18 protein-coding genes are annotated in these 23,362 nt (G+C 42.6%); 12 read left to right on the top strand and 6 right to left on the bottom strand.

Annotated elements, in window-relative coordinates; all coding sequences use genetic code 11:
• Window positions 1–121: 121 nt before the first annotated feature.
• The 7 genes from G9Q97_RS02970 (at window position 122) to G9Q97_RS02945 (ending at window position 7,721) form a co-directional block, all read left to right on the top strand.
• Window positions 122–1,258 (top strand): efflux RND transporter periplasmic adaptor subunit, encoded by a 1,137-nt coding sequence (locus G9Q97_RS02970; protein ID WP_166142965.1) that lies wholly within the window; start codon window positions 122–124, stop codon window positions 1,256–1,258.
• Window positions 1,255–3,243 carry an efflux RND transporter permease subunit gene (locus G9Q97_RS25165; RefSeq protein WP_262889455.1) on the top strand — a complete coding sequence of 663 codons (1,989 nt, stop codon included), beginning with the start codon at window positions 1,255–1,257 and terminating at the stop codon, window positions 3,241–3,243. Before G9Q97_RS02970 ends, G9Q97_RS25165 begins: the two co-directional genes overlap by 4 nt.
• A gap of 43 nt (window positions 3,244–3,286) precedes the next feature.
• Complete coding sequence (locus G9Q97_RS25160; RefSeq protein ID WP_262889454.1) at window positions 3,287–4,432, top strand: efflux RND transporter permease subunit; 1,146 nt, start codon at window positions 3,287–3,289, stop codon at window positions 4,430–4,432.
• Window positions 4,429–5,868, top strand: coding sequence for an efflux transporter outer membrane subunit (locus tag G9Q97_RS02960; RefSeq protein ID WP_166142963.1), 1,440 nt, complete (start codon window positions 4,429–4,431; stop codon window positions 5,866–5,868). The genes G9Q97_RS25160 and G9Q97_RS02960 overlap by 4 nt, the downstream gene beginning before the upstream one ends.
• Window positions 5,869–5,877: 9 nt before the next feature.
• Entirely contained in the window at window positions 5,878–6,534 is a 657-nt protein-coding gene (locus G9Q97_RS02955) for an outer membrane beta-barrel protein (protein ID WP_166142961.1), read from the top strand.
• Between the two features lie 147 nt (window positions 6,535–6,681).
• The gene (locus G9Q97_RS02950; RefSeq protein ID WP_166142959.1) at window positions 6,682–7,149 is read left to right on the top strand and encodes a hypothetical protein; all 468 of its coding nucleotides are present in this window, start codon (window positions 6,682–6,684) and stop codon (window positions 7,147–7,149) included.
• Between the two features lie 20 nt (window positions 7,150–7,169).
• Window positions 7,170–7,721, top strand: a complete 552-nt coding sequence (locus tag G9Q97_RS02945) for a DUF4136 domain-containing protein (RefSeq protein ID WP_166142957.1) — start codon at window positions 7,170–7,172, stop codon at window positions 7,719–7,721.
• Between the two features lie 351 nt (window positions 7,722–8,072).
• Here the strand turns inward: G9Q97_RS02945 and G9Q97_RS02940 are convergent, their stop codons facing one another.
• The 3 genes from G9Q97_RS02940 to G9Q97_RS02930 all read right to left on the bottom strand — a co-directional run bounded on the left by G9Q97_RS02940 (window position 8,073) and on the right by G9Q97_RS02930 (window position 12,235).
• Window positions 8,073–9,665 (bottom strand): leucine-rich repeat domain-containing protein, encoded by a 1,593-nt coding sequence (locus G9Q97_RS02940; protein ID WP_166142955.1) that lies wholly within the window; start codon window positions 9,663–9,665, stop codon window positions 8,073–8,075.
• Between the two features lie 917 nt (window positions 9,666–10,582).
• The gene (locus tag G9Q97_RS02935; RefSeq protein WP_166142953.1) at window positions 10,583–11,875 is read right to left on the bottom strand and encodes a M56 family metallopeptidase; all 1,293 of its coding nucleotides are present in this window, start codon (window positions 11,873–11,875) and stop codon (window positions 10,583–10,585) included.
• A gap of 3 nt (window positions 11,876–11,878) precedes the next feature.
• Entirely contained in the window at window positions 11,879–12,235 is a 357-nt protein-coding gene (locus tag G9Q97_RS02930; RefSeq protein WP_166142951.1) for a BlaI/MecI/CopY family transcriptional regulator, read from the bottom strand.
• A 517-nt stretch (window positions 12,236–12,752) separates the two neighbouring features.
• On the opposite strand from G9Q97_RS02930, the gene G9Q97_RS02925 reads away from it, so the two are divergent.
• The 5 genes from G9Q97_RS02925 to G9Q97_RS02905 all read left to right on the top strand — a co-directional run bounded on the left by G9Q97_RS02925 (window position 12,753) and on the right by G9Q97_RS02905 (window position 18,669).
• Window positions 12,753–13,181, top strand: a complete 429-nt coding sequence (locus G9Q97_RS02925; protein ID WP_166142949.1) for a response regulator — start codon at window positions 12,753–12,755, stop codon at window positions 13,179–13,181.
• Window positions 13,182–13,566: 385 nt separating this feature from the next.
• Window positions 13,567–15,912, top strand: coding sequence for a TonB-dependent receptor (locus tag G9Q97_RS02920; protein WP_166142947.1), 2,346 nt, complete (start codon window positions 13,567–13,569; stop codon window positions 15,910–15,912).
• A 277-nt stretch (window positions 15,913–16,189) separates the two neighbouring features.
• Entirely contained in the window at window positions 16,190–16,810 is a 621-nt protein-coding gene (locus G9Q97_RS02915; RefSeq protein WP_166142945.1) for a hypothetical protein, read from the top strand.
• The gene (locus G9Q97_RS02910; protein ID WP_166142943.1) at window positions 16,807–17,109 is read left to right on the top strand and encodes a winged helix-turn-helix domain-containing protein; all 303 of its coding nucleotides are present in this window, start codon (window positions 16,807–16,809) and stop codon (window positions 17,107–17,109) included. The genes G9Q97_RS02915 and G9Q97_RS02910 overlap by 4 nt, the downstream gene beginning before the upstream one ends.
• A 315-nt stretch (window positions 17,110–17,424) precedes the next feature.
• Complete coding sequence (locus tag G9Q97_RS02905; RefSeq protein WP_166142941.1) at window positions 17,425–18,669, top strand: hypothetical protein; 1,245 nt, start codon at window positions 17,425–17,427, stop codon at window positions 18,667–18,669.
• Window positions 18,670–18,909: 240 nt separating this feature from the next.
• Here the strand turns inward: G9Q97_RS02905 and G9Q97_RS02900 are convergent, their stop codons facing one another.
• The 3 genes from G9Q97_RS02900 to G9Q97_RS02890 form a co-directional block, all read right to left on the bottom strand.
• A complete protein-coding gene (locus tag G9Q97_RS02900) occupies window positions 18,910–20,535 on the bottom strand; it encodes a hypothetical protein (protein ID WP_166142939.1) in 1,626 nt (541 codons plus the stop codon).
• 193 nt (window positions 20,536–20,728) lie between these two features.
• Window positions 20,729–21,937 carry a hypothetical protein gene (locus tag G9Q97_RS02895; RefSeq protein ID WP_166142937.1) on the bottom strand — a complete coding sequence of 403 codons (1,209 nt, stop codon included), beginning with the start codon at window positions 21,935–21,937 and terminating at the stop codon, window positions 20,729–20,731.
• Window positions 21,927–23,195 (bottom strand): hypothetical protein, encoded by a 1,269-nt coding sequence (locus tag G9Q97_RS02890; RefSeq protein ID WP_166142935.1) that lies wholly within the window; start codon window positions 23,193–23,195, stop codon window positions 21,927–21,929. Before G9Q97_RS02890 ends, G9Q97_RS02895 begins: the two co-directional genes overlap by 11 nt.
• Window positions 23,196–23,362 lie beyond the last annotated feature (167 nt).

Raw genomic sequence — 23,362 nt, 5'->3', positions numbered from 1 at the left:
TTACAAAGTCAATTTTTTTTATATTAATATTTTAAAACCAATTGATTTCATCCAAATCATAAGTATATTGTTCTCAAAATTAAATCTTAATTATGGGCATGTTTCCAGAAAACTAACCGGCATGAAAAAGTTTTATCCGCTATTTTATATATCCTTTTTCCTTTTTCTCCTCTCCTGCAGAAAAAAGGAAGTGCAACAGGAAGCCATTCCAAATCTGAAGGCAGTAGAAGTGCAGGAAAAACAGGTACCCTTGTATAAAGAGTTTGTAGGTCAGGTATACGGTAAAGCAGATATTCCTATCCGTGCCCGGGTAGATGGTTTTGTAGAAAAGATTCATTTTCGTGAAGGCCTCACCGTCAGCAAAGGCCAACTCCTTTACAGCATAGATGACCATCCCTTTCGACTTAGTGTTAGCAGGGAGGAAAGCATGTTGTCGGAAGCAGAAGTAAATCGGGTTAATGCTGAAAACGATCTGGCGAGAATAGCCCCTCTGGCTGACATCAATGCCATTAGCAAAAGAGACCTTGACGCTGCCATGGCCCGGAGGGATGCCTCAGAAGAAGCGGTAAAGGCTGCGGAAGCCAATTTGAATCTGGCTAAAGTAAACCTGGGTTACGCCAACATATATGCACCCATAAGTGGCATCATCGGGAAAACAAAAGCGAAAGAGGGGGAGTATGTGGGAAAAAGTCCTAACCCGGTAATTTTAAATACCATTTCCAAAATCGACAGTGTGGTGGTGGAGTTTTTCCTCAACGAAAAGGACTACATTGCTTTTTACAAGCAACTGATGCAGGATGGGGAAGCGGGGCTGAATCGCATCAGTCATCCACTGGAATTGTATCTGGCGGATGGGGAGAAATTTCCCTATACAGGTAAAATCACCTTTCTGGACAGAAATGTGGACCCGGGGACCGGTACCATTCTGGTGCAAAGCATTTTCCCTAATCCCGATGGCCTGATCCGCCCCGGTCAGTTTGGGAAAGTAAAAAGTATTGTCACCCTACTGGAGCAGGCATTGGTTGTACCCCAGCGCTGCGTGGTAGAACTACAGGGTTTTTACAATGTTTTTACCGTTGGTTCGGACGGTCTTGTTACCCAGAAGCGGGTAGAACTTTTGGACGAGTACCAGGACATGTTCGTCATCAAATCCGGTTTGGAAAAAGGTGAAAAAGTTTTGTTGGAGGGATTGATGGCCGTTCAATCCGGTCAGAAAGTAAGTCCTGAACTTGTTTCATTCAACCCGGTAAACCAATGAATGATTCGCAGCATCATTTTTTCGTCAGAAGGCCTATAGTGGCCATAGTGATTTCCATTATCACCGTTACGGTGGGGCTGGTATCCCTTTCCACCCTACCCATAGAGCAATACCCGGACATCACGCCTCCCGTAGTCCGTGTAAGTGCCAAATACACCGGTGCCAATGCCATATCGGTGGAGCAATCCGTAGCCACGGCACTGGAACAACAGATTAACGGGGTGGAAAACATGATCTACATGAAATCTACCAATTCCAATGACGGCACCATGGGCATTCAGGTCACCTTTGATATTGGAACGGACCCGGACATGAACACCGTTTTTACCCAAAACCGCGTATCCTCTGCCATGGCCAAGCTTCCTGAAGAAGTTACCCGAATGGGGGTAACCACAGAGAAGTCCATGTCCAACACCCTGCTTTTAATCTCCCTGGTTTCTCCTACCCAGTCCTACGATCAACAATTCCTGGGCAATTATGCCATGATCAATATCAAGGACCGGCTGGCGCGGATACCAGGTGTAGGAAGGGTGAGTGTGATTGGCGCCTCAGATTATTCCATGCGCATCTGGGTGCAACCCGACCGCCTTTCCAGGTTGGGCCTTACCATCAGTGAAATTACACAGGCTATACGCGCTCAGAACACCATTGTGCCAGGGGGTAAGCTGGGGGCCGAACCGGCACCACCGGGCACCGAATTCACCTATGTGGTCCGGCTACCGGAACGTCTGCAAACGGAAGAGGCCTTCCAGGAAATCGTGGTCAGAACCCACCCGGATGGATCGCAGGTTCGGCTCAAAGACATCGCCCGGGTAGAACTGGGAACGGAAAGTTACAGTGCCTTTACGCGTACCAACGGCTCGGATGCGGCCCTGATCTCAATTTACCAATCCCCTGGCTCAAATGCAGTGCAAGTAGCCGAAGACGTAAAAAAAGAACTGGAAGCCCTCTCACAAGGCTTTCCGGAAGGCATCGACTATGGAATTTCACTGGATGCCACCAAGCCCATCGTAGCGGGCATTGATGAAATTATAGAAACCCTGATCATCGCTTTGGTTTTGGTAATATTGGTGGTATTCCTATTCATCCAGGACTGGCGGGCTACCCTGATCCCAACACTGGCGGTGCCCATCTCCCTGATCGGTGCCTTTATGCTTTTTCCAATGTTGGGTTTCAGTATCAATGTATTGTCGCTGCTGGGCTTGGTTTTGGCCATTGGCATCGTGGTAGACGATGCCATTGTAGTGGTAGAGGCGGTCCAGGTTAAAATGGAACAGGGCCTGGGGGTGAAAAAAGCCACTACCGAGGCCATGGGTGAAGTGACCGCGCCCATTATTGCCACAAGCCTGGTATTGGTGGCGGTTTTTGTACCGGTGGTCGGAATTGCGGGAATTACAGGTAAATTGTACCAGCAGTTTGCCATTACCATTGCGGTATCGGTGATCATTTCCAGTATCAATGCACTTTCTCTTTCTCCTGCCCTCTGTTCGCTGATATTGAAACCAAAGTCTGAGGAGGTAAAAAGTAAAAACTTGCTCCAAAGGTTTTTTGACCGGTTTAACCGGGCATTTGACAAAACTACCCTATCTTATACCTCTTTTACCACGGTGATTTCAGGAAAACTGATGCGTGGAGCTGTTTTCATCCTATTCACCCTGCTTGCAGCAGCCGTTCTGGGAGCAAGGTTGCCAGGTGGTTTCATACCGGAGGAAGATCAAGGCTATATTTTTCTGAGTGCGCAGCTGCCCAATGCGGCCAGTTTGCAACGCTCAGATGAAGTGGTAAAAAGAATAGAAGAACTACTTGCCAAAATACCCGAAATCGAAACTTATTCATCCGCAGTAGGCTACAACATGCTGGCTGATGCCCTGAGTACCAATGCGGCCTTTATGTTTATTTCCCTGAAAGACTGGGATGAACGAGGAGATCAGACAGCCAAATTAGTCGCACAAAAAAATAAATGGCATCCTATCCCTGGAAATTAAAGATGCCATCACTTTTGCGTTTGGTCCGCCAGCAATTCCCGGATTGGGTTCCGGCTCTGGTTTCAGCCTGATGATCCAGGACAAAATCGGGGAAGATCCCCAATATCTTTTCCAACATACCCGTGCCTTTATCGCCGCTGCCAACCAGCGGCCTGAAATTGCCCGCGCCTCCACCCAGTATCAAGCCTCAGTGCCCCAAAGGTTTATCGAACTGGATACCGATAAGGTGTTGAAAACCGGCGTGAATTTGCAGGACCTTTACCAGACTTTTGGTGCCTTCCTGGGAGGAGCTTATGTCAATGATTTTTCAAAATTTGGCAGAACCTACCGGGCCTATATTCAGGCAGAATCGGAATACCGGCAAAACGAACACGGACTAGATCTCTTTTACGTGAAAAACTACGACGGAGAGTCCGTTCCCATCAGCACCTTTCTGAAAGTCAACGAGGTCAGTGGCCCGGAATACACCAACCGTTTCAACTTGTTCCGTTCGGCAGAAGTCACTGGTATCCCGGCTACAGGTTATAGTTCCATTCAGGCCTTGAACGCATTAGAAGAGGTTGCCAGGGAAGTGCTTCCTGAAAACATGGAATTCAGCTGGAGCGGAATGAGCTTCCAGGAGAAGGCTTCTTCCGGGTCGGCAGGACTCATTTTCGCTTTCTCCTTCTTTCTGGTATTCCTGATATTGGCGGCTCAATACGAAAGCTGGTCCCTGCCCTTGAGCATCCTGCTAGGCACCCCTTTTGCTTTGTTTGGGGCCTTCTTGTTTTTGGCACTGGCTCGCACATTTAGTCTGAGCTTTGAAAACAACATTTTTGCGCAAATTTCCCTCATTCTCCTGATCGCAATGGCTGCCAAAAACGCCATATTGATCGTGGAGTTTGCGAAGATGAAATTTGACGAAGGGCTTTCTCTTTTTGATGCTGCGATCGAAGCGGCCCGATTGCGCTTCCGCCCAATCCTGATGACGGTGTTTTCTTTTGTTTTGGGCATTCTTCCCTTGATTTTAGCATCGGGATCGGGGGCCGAAGCCCGAAAAGTAATGGGAATGGCACTTCTTGGCGGAATAGGATTGGCCACTTTTTTGGGAATTTTCCTTTACCCCATGCTTTTCATCATGGTAGGAAAAGTCTTTAAATATGAGAAAAGAAGAGCAATGTCCGCAACTTCAAATCCATCAGAAGCATGAAAAAGATCCTTCAAAGCATTCTTTTGGTTTCACTACTTGCTGCCTGCAAAGCTGGCAAACCATATATGGGAGTAGATTTGGAAATTCCAATAAAATTCAACCCATCGCTTTCTGAGACAGAGCAAGCCATTACCGATAGCGTCAACACCCTGGATTTACAAAAAGTCGGAGATGCCAATCTGGAATGGTGGCAGCTTTTTGAAGACCCTTTGTTGGATACGCTGATCAGAACTTCCCTGCGGTACAACAGGAACGCTGCCATTGCTGCGGAACGGGTAATGCAAAATCGGTACGCCCTGAGGTTTCAAAATGCAGATATGTTACCTAAAGTAGGCGCTCAGGCATCTGCCGACCGTGGAAACTTTCTTTTTAACCAGATCGGCCAAACCAATGAGCTTTTCATTGCAGGAACAGGCCTGAATTGGGAAATTGATTTTTGGGGCCGGCTGCGGAATTTATCAGATGCCGCCAGATACAACCTGCTGGCAAGCCAGTATGGACTGAAAAGCCTGCAGTTATCGCTGATCACAGATGTGGCTACCACTTATTTCAATTGGCTGCAGGCGCTGGAAGAGCTTGAAATTGCCGAAAGAAACCTTGCCCTGAGGGACAGCATGCACCGCATCATCGTACAGAGGTTTGACAAAGGCATGCTTCAGCAAACTGATGTGGAGCAATCCAATATATTAAAGACCATTGCTGCCGGATCAGTACCTAAATTCCATAGAAAATCCATTCAACTGGAAAACGCCCTCAATTTTCTGGTAGGCAGAAATCCAAGGCGTTTGCCTGCTGGCCGTTCCCTGCCCGAACTTCAGACCGACCTGGACATCAACCGGTTTTCCCCCAAAGACCTGCTTGAAAACCGACCTGATATTCTGGAGGCAGAATTTCAACTTATGGCCCAAAATGCACAGGTAGGTGCGGCCAAGGCCAGCAGGCTGCCGACCATAAGCCTGAATGCTACCCTGGGAATCATCACCGATGATTTTCGGGAATGGGATTTATCCAACCCTTTATGGAACATCGGCGGACAATTGATGGGACCCTTATTTTTTTGGGGGCAACTCCAACGGAGGGTAGACATCGAACAAAGTATAGGATACCAGCAGTTGTTTGCTTTCGAAAATACAGTACTAAATGCCTTGCGGGAAGTGGAAGATGTGAAGGTGGAAATTACCACACTGAATCAGGAGCTATTGGCAGCCGATGAAAGAAAGAAATCGGCATTAAGTGCCCAGTATCTCAGCGGAGAGCGGTATTCGCAAGGGGTGACCAGCTACCTGGAGGTATTGGAATCCCAGCGACAGGCTTTTGATGCGGAGCTAAGCCTGGTGCAGCTCAGGCAATCCTTGCTTTCGGCATATATCCGCTTTTACAAGGCAATGGGTGGTGGTCCTTTAGATGAAAACATGCCCGATAACTCGCAACAATAAATTAATCCCATGAAAAAAAGCATACTCATTTTACTTTTATCCGGACTTATCCAATGGGTACATGCCCAGGAAATTCGCGTTAATCTATACGGCGGATATGTATTTAAGGACAGGGTGGATTCCTACTTTTCCAGGAGCTCCTATTATGACGGGCAGATCCAGGATGGAGGCCGTTTAGGAGGTGGCATCGAATACCTTATTCCCGATAGAGGGGGATTGGAAATTCAGTATCTCCGGCAAAACACCAATGCCCCGACGGTTTACCTGGATGACATTCTATCAGGCGGACAAGTCCGGCAAACCGATTTTGATTTGCGGCTCAACTGGCTGATGCTGAATGGTACACGCTATTTCCCTATAAGCGAGCATTTGGAACCATTCGCCGGAATTGGGCTGGGAATGGGCATATTTTCGCTGACCAATCCCGATACGAAAAACGAACGGTCTACCACCAAACTTGCCTACAGTGCCCGGGGAGGAATTAATTTATGGCTGATCGAAAACCTGGCTTTTCGGGCGCAGGCCTCGCTTTTTTCGGCCGTTCAATCCATGGGGGGAGGTTTTTACTTCGGCACCGGAGGTTCCGGTGTTGGTTTAAATTCCTATTCCAGCATGTTTCAATTCGGTTTTGATGGAGGGCTGGTCTTCCGCATACCCCAGAATTAAATGAAAAAATGAATAAAATGCACTGCTTAATGGCAAAGATTCCGCAAGGACGTATTGGAAGGCAGGTTTTATTATTTGTACCATTATTCGAGAGCTTTTGATCAAAATACCACTCACCAAACAATTAGTAACCAAAAAATTACCATCATGAAAAAAACCGTACTCCTTATCCTGATGGCCTTTTCGGCAGGCAATCTGGCATTTGCCCAGGACATCACCGATGAAATCACCCTTATCCAGGCCGAATTCGGAATGGGTAAAAAGCAATTGGTGGAGGCAGTTATGGATCTGCCCGAATCACTGGCACCGGGCTTTTGGACCATCTACCAGCAATACGAAGGAGCGCGGCAGCTGCTTGCCCGGGAACGCCTCTTGCTGATCAATCAATACCTGAACAATTACGAGAATATCGACAATGAAATTGCAGATTCGCTCTCCAAAGGCATAATGAAAAATTCCGCCGCCAGAAACAAGCTGCACCAGAAATACTACAAGAAATTCAAAAAGGTCACCTCCGCAAGAGATGCTGCAAAATTCATGCAACTGGACAACTATATTCACAGCACTTTACGAAACATCACCTTGCAGGAACTACCATTTATTGATGAATTCTGATGAATAAAACAAAACGGATCATGAAAAAGAATTCCCCGATGCTTTACTTCTCAATACTTTTGCTATTGATACTTGCCGGATGCCGAAGTAGTCCGGTACTAGTCGATTCAGCTGGGTATGGACCAGTGGACATGAGCATTTACCAAACCTTTGATTTTTTTCAAATTGATGCCGAAAATTCCGAAAATCCGGAGTTTAAAAAGAATATCCAATACCTTCAAAAGGCCATCGCCACGGAAATGCAAAATGAAGGCCTACGACAGACTACTTCCAATCCGGACCTTAAGATCAACCTCGGGATCGTGGTAACGGAAAAAGTACAAACAAGAGAGACTAACCTGGCAACGGATCCCTTCATGTATATCGGTCAGCGGTCCTATACCTGGAAAGTAGAAGAGGTCCAGGTAGGTACCTATAAGGAGGGCACCTTAACCTTGCACCTGGTAGAAAACAAATCCGAACAGGCTATTTGGGTAGGAACCATCCGGCGGGCACTACCAAAAAAAGTGAAAAATACGCCCGAAACCATTGATAAGGTGGTAGAAATACTCTTTGAAGAAATGACCCAATAAACTTTCACCATGCCATGAATAAATCGTTTTTGTAGGTAGGTCTACTCTTTGTTTCCCTCACCTTCTGTTCAATTATCAGGTCCCTGTAGCAGTACTCAAAAGCCCGCAAATGGGTATGAAATTGTGTTTGTAACAGCCCTTACCCAAAATGTCCCCGGCAGGCACCAAAAATAATATTAATCAGATCGAATCCCTTAGTGTAGCATATCCAAAATGGACAGCTTGGAAATAATTTCTCCAGGATTCAAGCATTGGCTAAAAATAAAACTGAAGCGATAGACTAATTTTATCAGGGAATAAGGATACTGCGCTCCTGCGAAGCGGCCTTAAATTCCTTTTCCGATTTCAAATTTAATCCATCAAACAATTTCCCTCAGCAATTTCAGCGGGCAAAGGGTTAAATCCATTTTCAACTATCACTACACCAAGGTCGGGCTTCTTTTCCAATAAAGGCTTTATGCCGCAAAAATCTGTCAGAGCTGGATTATTTGTTATCTTAAGGGTTGTGGCTGCAGCGCCGGAAATGCTTTCCAACGATTCCAGTCCATCGAGACTTTCCAATAGCTCATTACCAGTGATTTCCATCATATTTTTTATTGTCTTGATGCCAGATAATTCGTTGATATCTCTTAGCTTGTCATTAAAGGAAATATTCACCACTTCTATTTCTTCAGTGAAAAATAATCCCTCCAGGCTCTCAATTTGCTCCAAACGGACTATCCCAAGCCCATCCTTTATCCTTAGGTCTTCAGAAAAAAGACCTTTTAAATCTTTCAGGGGAATGCTGTTTAAAGAAAGAGTATTTATTTCCTGCGGCACGGGATTAAAGCTTCCAGCCAAGCTTGTTAATTTATCAAGACGGAAGAGTTGAAGAGAACCAATATGTGACAGAGAGCTTGCTCCCTGAAAAGAGGTCAGTTCAGGTAATTTAGTGAGCTGCAGGAAATCCAATTGGGAAAGGGCCGATAGGCCTTCCAGGTTGACTATACTAGTAAAGTCTTCAATTCTTAACAAACGACATGTTTCAAGATTTTCCAACCCTTTCAGGTTTCGTACTTTGGTTACTTCATTCATGTAAAACAATTCAACCTCTTTGAGCCCCCTCAACCCCTCCAGAGATTGGAGATCATATAAATAATGAAAGGAAATAACGCTCACCTGTGTGACATTGTGCAAGCCTTCCAGTGATACCAGTGTATTAACTGGTCTCGGAATGTACTGTGCCCCCCAGATATACAAAGTACCATTGATGGCTTTCAAAGAGCTTAGCGGTGTCAAATCCAGAGGCCTATCGAAAATACTAATTCTCAAATCACCATTTATTTCCGTATGGCAGAGACTTGCAAATTCATTGATTTCGCCCTGACTAGTGAATGAAACGTTTCCTTCGAAAACCCCTCCATCGCAATCCGGACCCTCCTTAAAAGCAAGCTCAATTCCGGCGAACCCAAAATCTTCAGGATTCCACCCCATTGTATTCAATACCTGTATGTCAGCGATGCGTTGTGTGCTTTCGGAAATGGTAAAGTTAAAGGGTAAGGAATTGGGAAAGTCCTTATCCAGTGTTGACCCCTGGAGAGGAGTGGCATAAAGGACCAAACCTTCATTATCCTTGATCAATATTTCTGACAAATAATATTCTCCGGAGAAAAGTTCGATTCCTTCGACCTCCAAAGCCGTACCATTATCAACTAGCTTACCAACGGTCTTTTCAATCTTTGTTTCTCCTTCCTCCTCATTGCCTATAGTAAGAGAAATGGTTGAGATATTTTCAATTCTTGTATTGGTTAGTCTGCCATTTTCAGCATCAAATTCCAATAAGTCAATTGAAAAAGTAACTTTCGTGCTAACCGGGATTGGGGGGGATGTCTCTTCACTGCAAGAAAGAAACAGAACAGCATTTAACAACAATAAGTGAAAGAATCTTTTAAAATAGGAATACATAAAAATTTATTAAAAGTTAAAAATCCTGCCAAAACTAAATAAAAAAATAATTACTTCAACTATAAAAGCTGGAGTTTTTTTGGGTAAATATTATCACTTTATAATCTGATGAGTTCGAATTAAGATCGTCAATAAATACCAATTGAATCGTCACTGCGAACCCTTTGTCGTGGATATAGGAGTTGGGATAGGTTGTGGCAGTCTCGTTGGTCCAGATTCCTATGGTTTTTTCCGCTAAAAACGCTCTTTAAGCCTACCGATAACGCGAATAAAACTATTTTTAAAAAAGGTGGAGTCCAATTAAAATTGAAGAATAATATTTAATTACGCAAAGAGCGCAGGCAAGACAAAAAACCGAGCCTGTCCCGATTTTTTTCGGGAGGGTGCGGGAGGTTTGTGGGGTGAAGGATTTTTTTGTCTTGATTTCCTGCCCTCCGGGAGGCGGGTTTGGTACTTTTTCATCAAGGAAAAAGTACAATATAAACAAGTTAAAATACCAAAAATAACCTTTAACTCCCAATTATCCATTGACCAATGAGATATATATCTTTCCAAAAAACTAATTTTAAATCCTGATACAACGAACATCCCTAAATTCTGACATATTCCAAAAACCCCTTCGCCACCCCGATTTCTGCGCTTTTTTAAAATGTTAGGTCTCGGAATGACGGCTTTTTAACGAAATTCAGTCTTACTCTGGTTAATAAAAAAGAGATGAAGTTCAAATGTACTCAATAATACCATGACTTTAATTTGAGCCTTTGCAGAAGGATAATGAACCTCATCCGCTTTACTTTCCTATTGTTGGTTGGTTCTTAGGGAGAAACCAGAACTGGATTCACCCAAAATTCAAACCAAACCGGGCACTTTAAAGCCCATAGGATTGCTGAGATGAAATAAATACGTTTTCAATTACTTTATTGTAAATCGAATTTAAAATTAAACTGGACCAGTTTACCCTGAAGGTCGGCAATTTCCAATCTCGGTAGGGATTCCACTACCCTTTTACCCTCTGCCAAAAGGCTTGGATGGCTATAGGATTTTGTCTTTTTGAGTTCCTCAGCACCATTATTTGTATATCCAATAACGACTATTTCATCAAATTCCAAATAATCCTCTTCGGGCCTAACATCCAGGACTTCACCGATGTGGCCATCAGGATTGACCTTGGCATAAATACGTGCCTTTCCGGTAAGAACGGCTTTGCGTGCCTCCGCTGGATATTTTAAGTTCTCTGAAAAAAACCTAATTATCTCGCTTTTGGAATGGAAAGGGTCTGATGGTCTTTCCTGCATTAGCTCACTTGATGGCTCAAGATCCGACCCGCTTTCGCTGATCCTTACCGTTTTTTTCCCGGAAAGCGATACCAGCAGAAGGGCAAATATGGGCACAATGGCCAACCTTGTCAGGTTGGCATACCGGTTTTTATTTTTTGTATTCATCATGATGATTCGTTTTTGAAGGTTACTTGAATTAATCGCAGTAAATAACTGAAAATTGATGCGATTCATGGCCATGGGCAGCATGGTCAACTGGTAGTCCTGTTTATCTGACTCTTTGATCACCCTCTCATCTGCCCGGAATTCCAGATTATTTCTGATGGCCTGGGCTTGAAATCTGGCAATGGGGTTATACCACTGTAGGATCAAAAGGAATTCGGCCAGGATTATATCGAAGAAATGCCGTTCCCGGGAATGAACAACTTCATGGTTCAAAATCATTTCCAAAGACGGGTGATGGAGTAAATTTTTTCCTATTATAATATTGTCCATAAAAGTGAAAGCCAGGTCTTTTTCCTGCGTTATCAAAACCTTCCTGCCGGAAACTATTTTTTCTGTACAGCTTTTTCTTATCCTGGCAGCCTCAAAAAAACCAAATATCAACTTTACCATATAAAATGCCAGCCCACAGAGGTACAAAAAAAGGATAAAACCTGCTAATTCTATTCCGCTTACATCTGAAGCTACATTTGTCTCCGCAGGCAAAAAACCGGTACCACCATTCCCTGAAAAATAGGTGGTGGTGCCAGAGAAATAGGAGGTGGATTGAAAGGTGATCAGGGGAATGATAAAAGCAGCTAAAAATGACCCGGCTAAATAAATGCGGTTAAAAACGAATTGCTTGATCTTTTTTAACAAAAGATGATAGGTGCAAAAGAAAACAACCGTGGCTATTGATACTTTAAGCAGGTAGTAAAGGATGGCTTCCATGGGTCATTTTGATTTAATGAGTTTGATAATCGCTTCAATTTCCTCCTTATCCAGTTTTTCCTCTTCCATGAAAGATGCCACTGCTTTGGAAAAAGAATTGTCGAAATAGTCGCTGATGATTTCTTTCATGTATCGCTTCCTGTAGGCTTCTTTTGAGAGCAGGGGGAAATATTCGTAGGTATTCCCATATTGTTTAAAGCCCACAATTCCTTTTTCCTGTAGAATCCTTACCAGGGAAGACACGGTATTGTAGGGAGGTTTAGGGTCAGGAAATTCTGCCACAATGTCCTTTACAAAGGCTTTTTTCAATTTCCAGAGGATTTTCATGACCTCTTCTTCTTTCTTTGTGAGCTTATCCATTATACGTACTCTTTACTCTTTTTAACTGGTAAAACAAATATACTCCTGATTAATCAGTTTTACAATTGTTTTACCAGTTATTTCACTAATTAATTATTAAATGGATAATACCAATAGATACGTTAAACATTAATACCTCATTTATCAGTTTTGTAATTGGTTTATGACTGTTATTTCTTTAGGCCTAAGGTTATGGCTTCGGTTCTTCTTTCCCTTTCAGGAAATCCAAAAGCAAAATAGCCCAGTCGGGAATAAATTGAGTAGTTTAAGTTACTGGCTGCCAAAGAAATTGATAGGAAGGGATTTCAATGGCAGACAAAAAGCAGGCCGGTATTCAATTAAATTCAAAAAATTTCAGTTATATTTTGAGAGACCAGGTATCGATTGTTGATCTAAATGGATTACGAAAAATAGAATTCATCAGGAGAACGGGTTTAGAAGAATCTTATTCCAATTTATTGGGCCTCCTTTTACAAAAAAACCATTTGAACAAAACATAATTTAACCTATAATCCCTATGAGACCTGCCCACATCCTATTGGTGGAAGACAATGAAGGGGACATCCTTCTAACGCTGGAGGCCTTCGAAGAAAGTAAAATCAAAACTGAAGTAAGCGTGGCAAGAAACGGACAAGAGGCCCTGGACTTTTTGTATCAAAACGAAAATTACAGGCAGGCAAAAAAACCGGACCTTATATTACTGGACATCAATATGCCTATACTCAACGGGCATGAGGTATTAGCACACATCAAATCCGACCCTACACTCAAAAAAATTCCCGTGATCATGCTTACCACCTCCGCTCACCAAAAAGACATTCATCGGGCCTACGAACACCATACCAACAGTTATGTAAAAAAACCACTGAATATGGCTGATTTTTTAGAAGCCATTTTAAAAATCGAAGAATTTTGGCTACAGTTATCCACCCTTGCCAAAGAATAAATACAGTATTCAGCCTGAATTTAAAGTAATTCTGGATTAATTACCCTTCCGATTTTGGCTTTATCCAAAACACCCTTATCCGATTGTAGAAAAACCACCTCAAAGGGAATTTATTCAGCTCAGTTTAACTGTCAGGCCCTTAAGGTTCGGATAAGTCTAAACTCGGGTAATCAGTTGGGTTTTATTATCGGTCTCAACGGTACAAAAACCTTTGCCTGGCTGTTTATTAAGTCTTGAAGGTTCGAATAATCCTCCAATCATTTAGGCCTCTATATGACATTTGTGAAAGCAATGCAAAAAACCCCATCCCTATAAAAAATTTTACAAGCGGGATAAGGGTGAACATCCATTTAGCTGTCTTTAACACAAAAGACAAATTAATGGTATGAATACATTTTCTAAAATTTTTGTTGTGGCTTGCTTTTTAGCGGCAGATTCACTTGATGCTCAGACATTAACCCAAACAGTAAGAGGCAAAGTGGTGGATCTGGTCAGTAAAACCCCTTTGCCTGGTGCTACCGTCGTGCTGCTCAATACCAATCCGCTGATGGGAACCGTTACTGATTTGGACGGAGAATTTAAAATCCAGCAAGTGCCGGTTGGTACCCACATTTTGAGAGTAAGTTTTGTCGGGTATGAAGAAATTATCCTTCCAAACGTCATTGTAAATTCCGGAAAAGAGTTGGTTTTAAACATTTCGATTGAAGAAGACTTTGGACAAATGCAGGAAGTTCTGGTAACAGCGACTGAAAAGGACCGGACGGTCAACGATATGGTTGGGGTAAGCGGAAGGACTTTTTCAGTAGAAGAAACCAGGAAATTTGCTGCTGCAGTCAACGATCCGGGCCGGATGGCAACTTCCTTTTCGGGGGTGGTGGGCACAGATGATGGCAACAACAACATTTCTATCCGTGGCAATAGCCCAAATGGCTTGCATTGGAGAATGGAAGGAATTGATATCCCCAACCCGAACCACTTTGTCAATCCGGGCTCCTCAGGTGGCGGGATTTCAATCTTAAGTTCTCAGTTGCTCACCAATTCTGATTTTCTCACAGGAGCATTTCCCGCAGAGTATGGGAATGCCTTATCCGGGGTTTTTGACCTTAGTTTGAGGAAAGGAAATAACGAAAAGCGTGAATTTACTTTCCAGGCGGGTTTTCTAGGGACGGATATCGCCGCTGAAGGGCCGATTGGCAATAACTATAAAGGCTCCTATTTGATCAATTACCGCTATTCTACACTTTCATTATTGTCTGAAATGGGTGTTCCCCTTGGAGACTTCGTAACCAATTTTCAGGATTTATCCTTCAATTTTTACCTCCCGGCGGGTGAAAAAAGCAGCTTCACCCTCTTTGGATTTGGGGGCTTGAGCGATCAAAACAACCATGCTTCGGAGGACTCCCTGGATTGGACCGGAGAAAGCGATCGCTACAGTTCAACCTACTTTTCGCATACCGGAGCAGTAGGCATTAAACATGCCTACATGATCAACAAATCCAATTTTCTCCAAACCACCGTATTGGCTTCAGGAAATACTGTCGGTGATAAGGTAAACCGGCTCAACGATCAGTATCATCGTCAGGACTGGACGTATGAAAAATTCAGCAACGCTAAAGTCACCTACAGCAGTGTATGGAATGCCAAACTTTCCTCCCGATCCAATCTAAGAAGCGGCATATATGTCAACCAATTATTCTACAATCTGCATGAAAACGGTTATAACAAGGACTTGGATCAAATTGAAATTGCCATTGACTCCAAAGGAAGCACCCAGAGTGTTCAGGCTTTCTCCCAAATCAATTTCAAGGCGACAAAGAAACTGACTTTGAATGCAGGAGTCCATTACCTGCAACTCCTTTTGAATCACTCAAATTCCATAGAGCCCAGACTAAGTGCAACCTATGCCCTGGATGAAATGCAGCGATTAAATCTTGGATATGGATTGCATAGCCAGGTTCAACCTTTGGGGACTTATTTTGCCGAATTAGAAGAAAACGGGCAGATAATCAAACCCAATGAGAACCTTGGTTTGACCAAATCCCATCATGTCGTGCTGGGTTATGACCGACAGCTAAATACCTATCTCCGAATTAAGATCGAGGGCTATTACCAGTACCTGTTCGATATTCCGATCAAGCCTGGTATCAATGAGACTTACGCGATTATCAACCAACAATGGTCTTTTGTGACAGATCCATTGATCAACGAAGGGTTTGGAAAAAATTATGGTGCAGAGTTTACCCTTGAGCAGTTTACCCACAGAAACCTCTATTTTTTATTGTCGACTTCGCTTTACAATTCACTTTACAAAACCCAGGAAAACAAGTGGAGAAATACACGGTACAATGGAAATGCAAACTTTACCCTGACTGCAGGTAAAGCATTCAATTGGAGGAAAAACCGGATTTTCGGCCTGAACATTAAAAGTATCTACGGCGGAGGATTACGGGCCACTCCTATAAACCTGGAAAAATCAATAGCACGGAACGAAACGGTTTTTGAGGAGGGAAAAGCTTTCGAGGAGCAGCATCCAGCCTATTTCAGAACAGACCTCCGGGTAAGTCTCAAATGGAACCGCCCCAAATCAACCAGCACCCTGGCCCTTGATGTTCAAAATGTCACCAACCGAAAAAACATATTCGGAACCTATTTTGAGCCCATGGATGGAACCATCCAAACAGCCTATCAGTCACCTTTAATTCCCTTGATCAGTTACAGGATAGAGTTTTAATTAATAAAAAGAGGCCAGTTAATAGGACTACCCTTACTAACCGGAAAGGGGAGGCTTCAGCAGTACGGGAATAGGCAGTATTTGAAATGGGATAATGATTGAAAGGCTGTAAAACAGCAGGAAGTGTGCTGAAGCCGCCTGAAACAATATTCCTGTATTCAATCCCAATCAACTGAAATATGATGCTTCGTTTTTGGAGAGCCCATCGAAAATTTCTTATCCAAATCTTGCAGGGTTGTTGGATTTGATTTAACTTTGAAATAAAAAGTACTTTTAAATGAAAAATAATCTGGATCATATACGCGATATAGCCGAGATCCGCTCCATGATGGAACGTTCCTCTAAATTCATGTCGCTATCAGGTTGGGCAGGGATATTGGCAGGAACCTATGCTTTGATCGGAGCCTATATTGCGGTTAAAGTCTATAATTTTAATCCGGTAACGGTAAGCGAGGCTACAGAAAATTCCGGCAGCACCGGATTGGTCCAGTTGATTATTCTGGCACTTGCCGTACTGATTATGGCATCCGGAACTGCTATATTTTTTTCTTATAAGAGAGCGGTGCAAAGAGGTGAGAAGGCCTGGAATGCTACGGCCAGACGTTTACTGAGCAATATGGCTGTTCCTTTGGTCAGCGGAGTAGTACTGCTTATATTTCTGCTTACAAATGGTCTTCTTGGCTTACTGGCTCCCTTCACCTTGATATTTTATGGTTTGGCTTTGTACAATGCCGGTACCTTTACCTATAAAGAAGTGAAGATTTTGGGTCTTGTTCAGTTAAGTCTGGGACTGATCAGCACCTGGCTTATAAGCTATGCAATCATCCTTTGGGCAATGGGATTTGGCCTGGCACATATCATTTACGGAATTTATATGCACAACAGGTACGAAAGGTGAAAATATCAATAGATGGTTTACATAAAGCGTTTGAAAACCGTATACGGCTCGGTATCATGTCCTCTCTGGCTGTAAATGATCAGGTAGATTTCAATTCCCTGAAGGAATTTCTTGAGCTTACCGACGGCAACCTGGCAAGCCACCTGAAAGCGCTTGAAAAGGAAAAGTTTATTGGTATAAAAAAATCCTTTGTAGGCCGAAAACCCAATACAAAATATTTCATGACCAAAGCAGGCAAAATTGCCTTTGACGGACACTTGGAAGCCTTGGAAAATCTGATAAAAGGAATTTCCGAATAATTAAACCAGTGTAAGATAAAAGCAAAAAAATTTCAATGACAACCAGAAACAAAAATTGAATGATAAAACTGGCTGTAAGCACTTTGATTTACAAAGTTCTTTTAAATTACAACTCCTGCTTGAATGTGTTCTTCAGAAAAAAAAGCACTGCCAAAAAGCGGATGAAACCGGGCATGAGGCAAGCGACATACGGTGGTATGATCAGGCATCCGGGATACCTCTGAAAATAAATCCCCGAAATCGGTTCGGGGCAGGTAGGGTCAGGCTATCCCGACCTATGGCAAATGAAATAATATTATAAAAAACATGAATCACATGAAAAAGGCAATCATCGAAAAGCGCAATGATCCCAGGGAGCTGGAAAAACTGTACCGGTCCAATAAAACCGCATTTAAAGAGGCATTCATTTCCGTTTACCCGCAAATCAAGGAAAGCCCCCTGGCGGCATGCTGGAATGAACGGCTGAATTACTCCCCTGAAGGGTTTGACTGGGCTACAAGAAAGGATTTGATATTTCTGTTCATCATCTCGGCAGTAGCAGGTTTTATCGCCAAATTACCAGCTATACTTCAAATTGAAGAAGATTATTTCTATGCCAGAAATATAGGTTTTATTATTTTCCCGGCATTGACAGCGTATTTTATCCGTAAAAACCAACTGCCCACAGGTAAAATTTCGCCCCTTGCATTGGGCATCATCCTAGGTCTGGTTTTTATCAATCTATTTCCCGATTTGCCGGATAGCGATACCCTGCTCCTATCCAGTCTCCATTTGCTTCTTTTCCTTTGGGTGCTTTTGGGATGGACTTTCATTGGTGGCAGGATTAATCAACCCGTTAAGTGGCTAGACTACCTGAAGTATAATGGCGACACCATCATCATGACCGCATTGATCCTGGCGACAGGGGGGCTTTTAACGGCCCTGACCATCGGTCTTTTTGCCACAATCGGTATCCAAATTGAGACTTTTTATTTTAATTATATTGGTATTTTCGGACTCTGTGCAGCACCCATTGCCGGCACTTACCTGACCCAAACCAACCCTCAACTCGTGGGAAAGGTGTCTCCTCTGATCGCCAGAATTTTCTCTCCTTTGGTATTGCTCATGCTGCTGGTTTACTTGCTGGCAATGATTTATTCAGGCAAAGACCCCTACAATGACCGGGAATTCTTATTGGTTTTCAATGGCCTATTAATCGGCGTAATGGCCATCATCTTTTTTTCGATATCCGAAATTGCTGCCAGCACAAAACACAAAAGGGAAATCTGGGTGCTCTTGATCTTATCCCTACTAACTTTAATCGTCAATGGCATTGCCCTTTCCGCCATCCTATTCCGGATATCCGAATGGGGCATTACCCCAAACAGGGCAGCCGTTCTGGGCGGCAATGTGTTGATCCTAATCCACCTGCTGATGGTTACTTTCCACCTTTACCGGGTAATTGGCAGACAGGGAAAAATAGCACAGGTCGCAAAAACCATTGGCATTTACATGCCGGTATATTTTAGCTGGTCCATTATCGTCACTTTTTTTTTCCCCTGGTTATTTGGGTTTGGCTAATTGGAATAAAAACAAGGTTCATAATTGATGAAAATATTCCCTATATTTAATGGAATTTGTTTTATTTTAAGTATGCAATCAAGGCAAACAGGTTTAGCCAGGTAGTGGTGAAAATAAAATAAGGTGAATAAAAGGAACAGGTTTCAATCGAAGCATCTAAAATTGAGCTATTCACTCAAAAAATACTATACGATGTGGCCACAAATCTTTTGTACTTCGGCTAATTCACCTGTTATTTCATTACTCCACGATTTCCACCAACATCCAATAACCATCAACTTTGACAAACCTTCCGTTTTCGATGGTCGACATGCCAGTTCCAAATTGGCGCATCATGGAATTAACCATGTCTCCGGTCATGCCTCCCCTAACATTTCTCTTGACAGAATAATCACAATAAAATCCACCCTTACTGGCCGCCTCCTTACAGGCAATCTTTCGGAAATATTCCAGGTATTGTTTTGTACCCTTCAAAAAGGTTCCCATAATTGCAGGCATAGCGGTCAGGGGATTGTTGCTATCAAGCTCAGCATTACCCAGATTTTCCAGTTTCTGATTCTTAAAATCTACTTGCCTTTGAATAGCAAATCGCATTTGTGCCTCTGTAGGTTCCCCGGTTGGCGTGGTCTCGTCCATAAGGGCCCGGAATTTTGCCAGTTCCCTTTCCCTGGCCAGCCGTGCCTGCTCCGCCTCCCTTCTACTCGCCTCGGCAAGTATTTCAGCTTCCATGGATTGCGCCAGGGAATTTAAGCGCTGCACAGCAGGACGCTCATCGGTATTCCCCAGGTACTGCGTCCTTGCCGTTATCAGTTGGCTAATGCTGTTTAATCGATCAAAGTTGGCCTTTATTTTCGTTTCATTTTCAGAAACTACCTCGCCTTTTAATTCCCTAAGTTGCGCAAACATTTCCTCCACTACCGTCAACTGCGAAAATCCTCCCGCCTGATTGGAAAGCTGCTTGTAAACATCGTCAATAAGTTGCATTGATACCAGGTTGGATTTGTCCAGCGACTGGAGTGATGTACTACGAATGCTGTCAAAATGGGCAGAAAATACCCGGCTGGCATAGCTATTAGAGGTTTCCTGTAGGGTGCTTTCCTGGACAGGAGACAGCCTGGCATACAGGGTCCGGTTATTCTGTTTGAGATATGACAAAAGGTATACATTGTCCAATTCCAGTGGTTTGATTACAATATTATCCATTTTATCACGTAAGGTGGCATAGGCGGCCTCGGGTTCCCGGTCGGTAATAAGTCGGGACAATTCAGTCCGCTGCTCCGGGAAAAATTCAAAGGATTGATCCCGAAGAAATCTGCGGTACCTATCCAACGCATCCCAATCTACCGGCTGATTGCTAACAAGGGAGGAATGTACATTCCGGTATTCCAACTGAAAACGCTCCAACTTTTGGGTCAATTTCTCAGGGGTGAGTAGCACGCGACCATCCTTTTCAACCCTGAGAAGGGAATAATCCGTGCCGTTTTTTTGGTTGTACTTCTTTGTCCAGGTATCCAATTCATTCAACTTCGGGCTTACCGGTCTTTTGCCGGGCCCCCTATTGCTCACCGCTCCGGCGATAAGCAGCCCACCAAGCAAACCGACACCACCGTAAGCCATGGCATTTTGTTCCTGATTTTCCAGACCTTCAAACACGTCTGTCTCGTAACCATACGCCCCTCCCAGACCGGCACCGATAATCGGAGCGATGAACCAAATGGCAGTGCTTTTACGTTGCCATTTCGGTTCCAGCAGGACAGCCCCCTCTTTGTAATTGGATTGCGCATCAACGATGGGGCTCTTGCTGACACAGGAAAAACTGCCAGCGAGCCAAACACCAGCCAAAACAAAACTTTTTATCGTATTCATAGTCTGCGAGTTATTATATCAGGTGGATTAGGAAATAAGTTTTAGAAATGGCCCTGGTTTGGCAACCAAGATAACGGGTCAATACCCGATTTCAACCACCATAATTGGTGGTTTGCCTGATTTTTAGTCGTATTGATGTAAAAATAACAAAAGGTTGTAATGAGCCTAGATTCAGCTATATCGGAATTAGGCATTAATTTAAACCAGGAATCGGGAAAAATTCCAGGGCATTGTAATCAAATTCAGCTATTTTTTCAGTCAAATATGGGTCAGAATAAATTTCTACAACGCTGGTTTCTAATTGAAACGAAAAGGATGGGGCACCGACTATCCTACCATCTTCCAAACCCAAATTTTGATTACTAATTTTTATTTTGTGTAGAAGAAAAAGTGGTTTATCAGAAGCGCCACCCAGAAGTGAACTAATTGCATCCAAATCCAAGGCAACAAAAACTTTACTAGGCCCACTACCAATTTTTTCCTCCTCTGGGAACCTTGCTTGATAGTTATTTAGAAATGCATGTTGAAAATGACCTAAATTTCCCAATTCCAGCCAAAACCCATTACGATCAAAATCAACGTAATCATGACTGATACCCCCATTCATGACAAGGTACGCTTCAAGTTGATCATCCTTAATTATTGACTTTGAAAGTTTAATCAAATCATCAAAATGATTGCTTAAAAATGATTTGTAAATCTTCCTTCTTTCGAATGGATTAGCGTACAATCCTCCCCAGATATCCAAAGATTTCGCAAACCTGGCACGATCAAGACTTAGATAGGACCTTTCCAAAGCTTCACAATCACCATTAACATCAATACAGAAAAAGGGAAGAATAACTTCCTTTTTAAATAACAAACCAGATGACTTAATTAAATGTCGCTGAATAAAAAACTGGTTCCTCTCCTCGACCGACTCGGCGGTTGCGTCCGTGAATAGTAAATCCTTGTGGATATCCTGATAGTATTCGGATAAAGCATCAATTTCTAACAGGGTAAAAAATGCCATTTCATGGAGATGCTGTTCTTTCTTAGTTGATTGAACAAACAATGGTTCATCCATATATGTCCTTATCTTAATTGGTTCAAAGGATGAATTTGGACCTTGAATTGTGCTAAACGCGTAATCTTCATTTTTATTCCTGTTACCATTGCGCTTTTCATTGATTGGATTTTCGACGTTGTCCGCCATGGTTTTTATAGGTGTTCCTGAATCCTTTTCACTCCTTTCTGAGACCGAAATTTCTTTTGGGTTTACTAGCTCCTTAGCTTCTTCCACCAATATGGACTTAGCTCGTTCTTTAATAGTCTTTAATATTTGACCATTCGTGTTGGTATGTACAAACAAAGCAGCCACGACAAGAACGAGTGAAAATAATCTGCTACATCTAGTTAACATGGTCAAGTAAATTTAAGGTACCTACCTTATTATTAAGCTTTTCGTCAAAAAAAACATCCACTTCATCATCCACCATCGAAACATCGAACACTAAATGAGGCTTTTGGTTTTGTGCACTCACCTTTAGGTTAACTTCCTTAATATGCAATCTCATTTTATACACAACATATATGGGGATTGTCTTTCCACTAGTATTTGATCTGCCTCCATATAATTCGTAAATCTTCTCAACCTCATCGATTGAAACCGGCAAAGAACATCTTGTATTCGTGTGATCGTCGGGAAAAATCGTATTAGAAAATCTAAACACGGAATATTTGGGAGCGACGTCGCTCAAACCTCCACCGTGAGGCAAAGACAAATGGAATTCAAAAGCCTCTTTATTAAAATCGTATTCCCCAAGTCTTGATTCCGATACAAAATAATATTCCTCTCCCTCCTGCATAAAAGCACTAGCCCAGGTATAAAGATCTTTTAAATAATCTTCTTTAACAAAATTTAAATACGTTTGCCTAATTCTAAAAACATCCTCCGAATCACCTCCCCATTCTTTTGCATGATCGAAATCACTATAATTCCCATCGGTCATGCCACAATCATATTTCTTTGAATTGCAGAAATACCTATACCGAAGTGAATTTTCCAAATGACTGGCCATTGTTTCTTTTATATATTGCTGGGTAAAATATTGGTGAAACTCCTCTGCTGTTCCCTCTTTAAAACTACTCATGAATCGTTCTTTATCCATACCTTCCAGTAAATCGTATAAATACTTATATTCGATCAACGTAAAAAATCTTTCCATCCCTAATAAATTGTATTCTTGGAAGGTAAAAGTACGTTCAGGATCACTTATATTTCCCGTTTTAATGCTTCCGAATCTCGGTTTACCCTTATAAGAAGCCAATAAAATAGTCTTAAAATTGCCATTTGGAGAATAAAAACGGATTGAATTGGTATTTGATAGGCTATCTTCAGGACCATTGGGAATACTATTTTTCGGAACTGAGGGTTCGGCTGTTTCCGATGCGTTTTTAAGTATAGGACGATCGTCTTTTTGGTTCACTTTTGATCCCTCGGTTTCTTTTGGGTCTTCTTTCCTACCTTTCCATTCGATGCTTCTTTGATCGAAATCCTCAAGTTTCTTATCAATCTCTTCGGTAACCTTTTGTTTAAATTTCTGCAAAATTTGACCATAACAAGAATGGAAATTGATTAAAATTCCAAACATGATGATTATTATAAATTTAGTGTTCATTTTTAAATATTTTTATCTTTGCATATTTACTTTGAAAGGAGGGAATGTTTTATACCTGTGTTTCAATGATAGTGAATGCCAATAAATAGGGTTAGACTAATAATATTGAAATTTAGCACTTTAATCAGGGCCCTCGGCCACCAATCTTGGTGGTTTAACTAGATACA

Source organism: Cyclobacterium plantarum (genome assembly GCF_011290685.1).
GTDB classification, from domain to species: domain Bacteria; phylum Bacteroidota; class Bacteroidia; order Cytophagales; family Cyclobacteriaceae; genus Cyclobacterium; species Cyclobacterium plantarum.
This window is presented reverse-complemented; position numbering and strand designations above follow the sequence as displayed.

Coding starts and splice junctions, on each gene's coding strand:
- G9Q97_RS02970 (WP_166142965.1), top strand. CDS start 122: ATGAAAAAGTTTTATCCGCTATTTTATATATCCTTTTTCCTTTTTCTC.
- G9Q97_RS25165 (WP_262889455.1), top strand. CDS start 1,255: ATGAATGATTCGCAGCATCATTTTTTCGTCAGAAGGCCTATAGTGGCC.
- G9Q97_RS02960 (WP_166142963.1), top strand. CDS start 4,429: ATGAAAAAGATCCTTCAAAGCATTCTTTTGGTTTCACTACTTGCTGCC.
- G9Q97_RS02955 (WP_166142961.1), top strand. CDS start 5,878: ATGAAAAAAAGCATACTCATTTTACTTTTATCCGGACTTATCCAATGG.
- G9Q97_RS02950 (WP_166142959.1), top strand. CDS start 6,682: ATGAAAAAAACCGTACTCCTTATCCTGATGGCCTTTTCGGCAGGCAAT.
- G9Q97_RS02945 (WP_166142957.1), top strand. CDS start 7,170: ATGAAAAAGAATTCCCCGATGCTTTACTTCTCAATACTTTTGCTATTG.
- G9Q97_RS02940 (WP_166142955.1), bottom strand. CDS start 9,665: ATGTATTCCTATTTTAAAAGATTCTTTCACTTATTGTTGTTAAATGCT.
- G9Q97_RS02935 (WP_166142953.1), bottom strand. CDS start 11,875: ATGGAAGCCATCCTTTACTACCTGCTTAAAGTATCAATAGCCACGGTT.
- G9Q97_RS02930 (WP_166142951.1), bottom strand. CDS start 12,235: ATGGATAAGCTCACAAAGAAAGAAGAAGAGGTCATGAAAATCCTCTGG.
- G9Q97_RS02925 (WP_166142949.1), top strand. CDS start 12,753: ATGAGACCTGCCCACATCCTATTGGTGGAAGACAATGAAGGGGACATC.
- G9Q97_RS02920 (WP_166142947.1), top strand. CDS start 13,567: ATGAATACATTTTCTAAAATTTTTGTTGTGGCTTGCTTTTTAGCGGCA.
- G9Q97_RS02915 (WP_166142945.1), top strand. CDS start 16,190: ATGAAAAATAATCTGGATCATATACGCGATATAGCCGAGATCCGCTCC.
- G9Q97_RS02905 (WP_166142941.1), top strand. CDS start 17,425: ATGAAAAAGGCAATCATCGAAAAGCGCAATGATCCCAGGGAGCTGGAA.
- G9Q97_RS02900 (WP_166142939.1), bottom strand. CDS start 20,535: ATGAATACGATAAAAAGTTTTGTTTTGGCTGGTGTTTGGCTCGCTGGC.
- G9Q97_RS02895 (WP_166142937.1), bottom strand. CDS start 21,937: ATGTTAACTAGATGTAGCAGATTATTTTCACTCGTTCTTGTCGTGGCT.
- G9Q97_RS02890 (WP_166142935.1), bottom strand. CDS start 23,195: ATGAACACTAAATTTATAATAATCATCATGTTTGGAATTTTAATCAAT.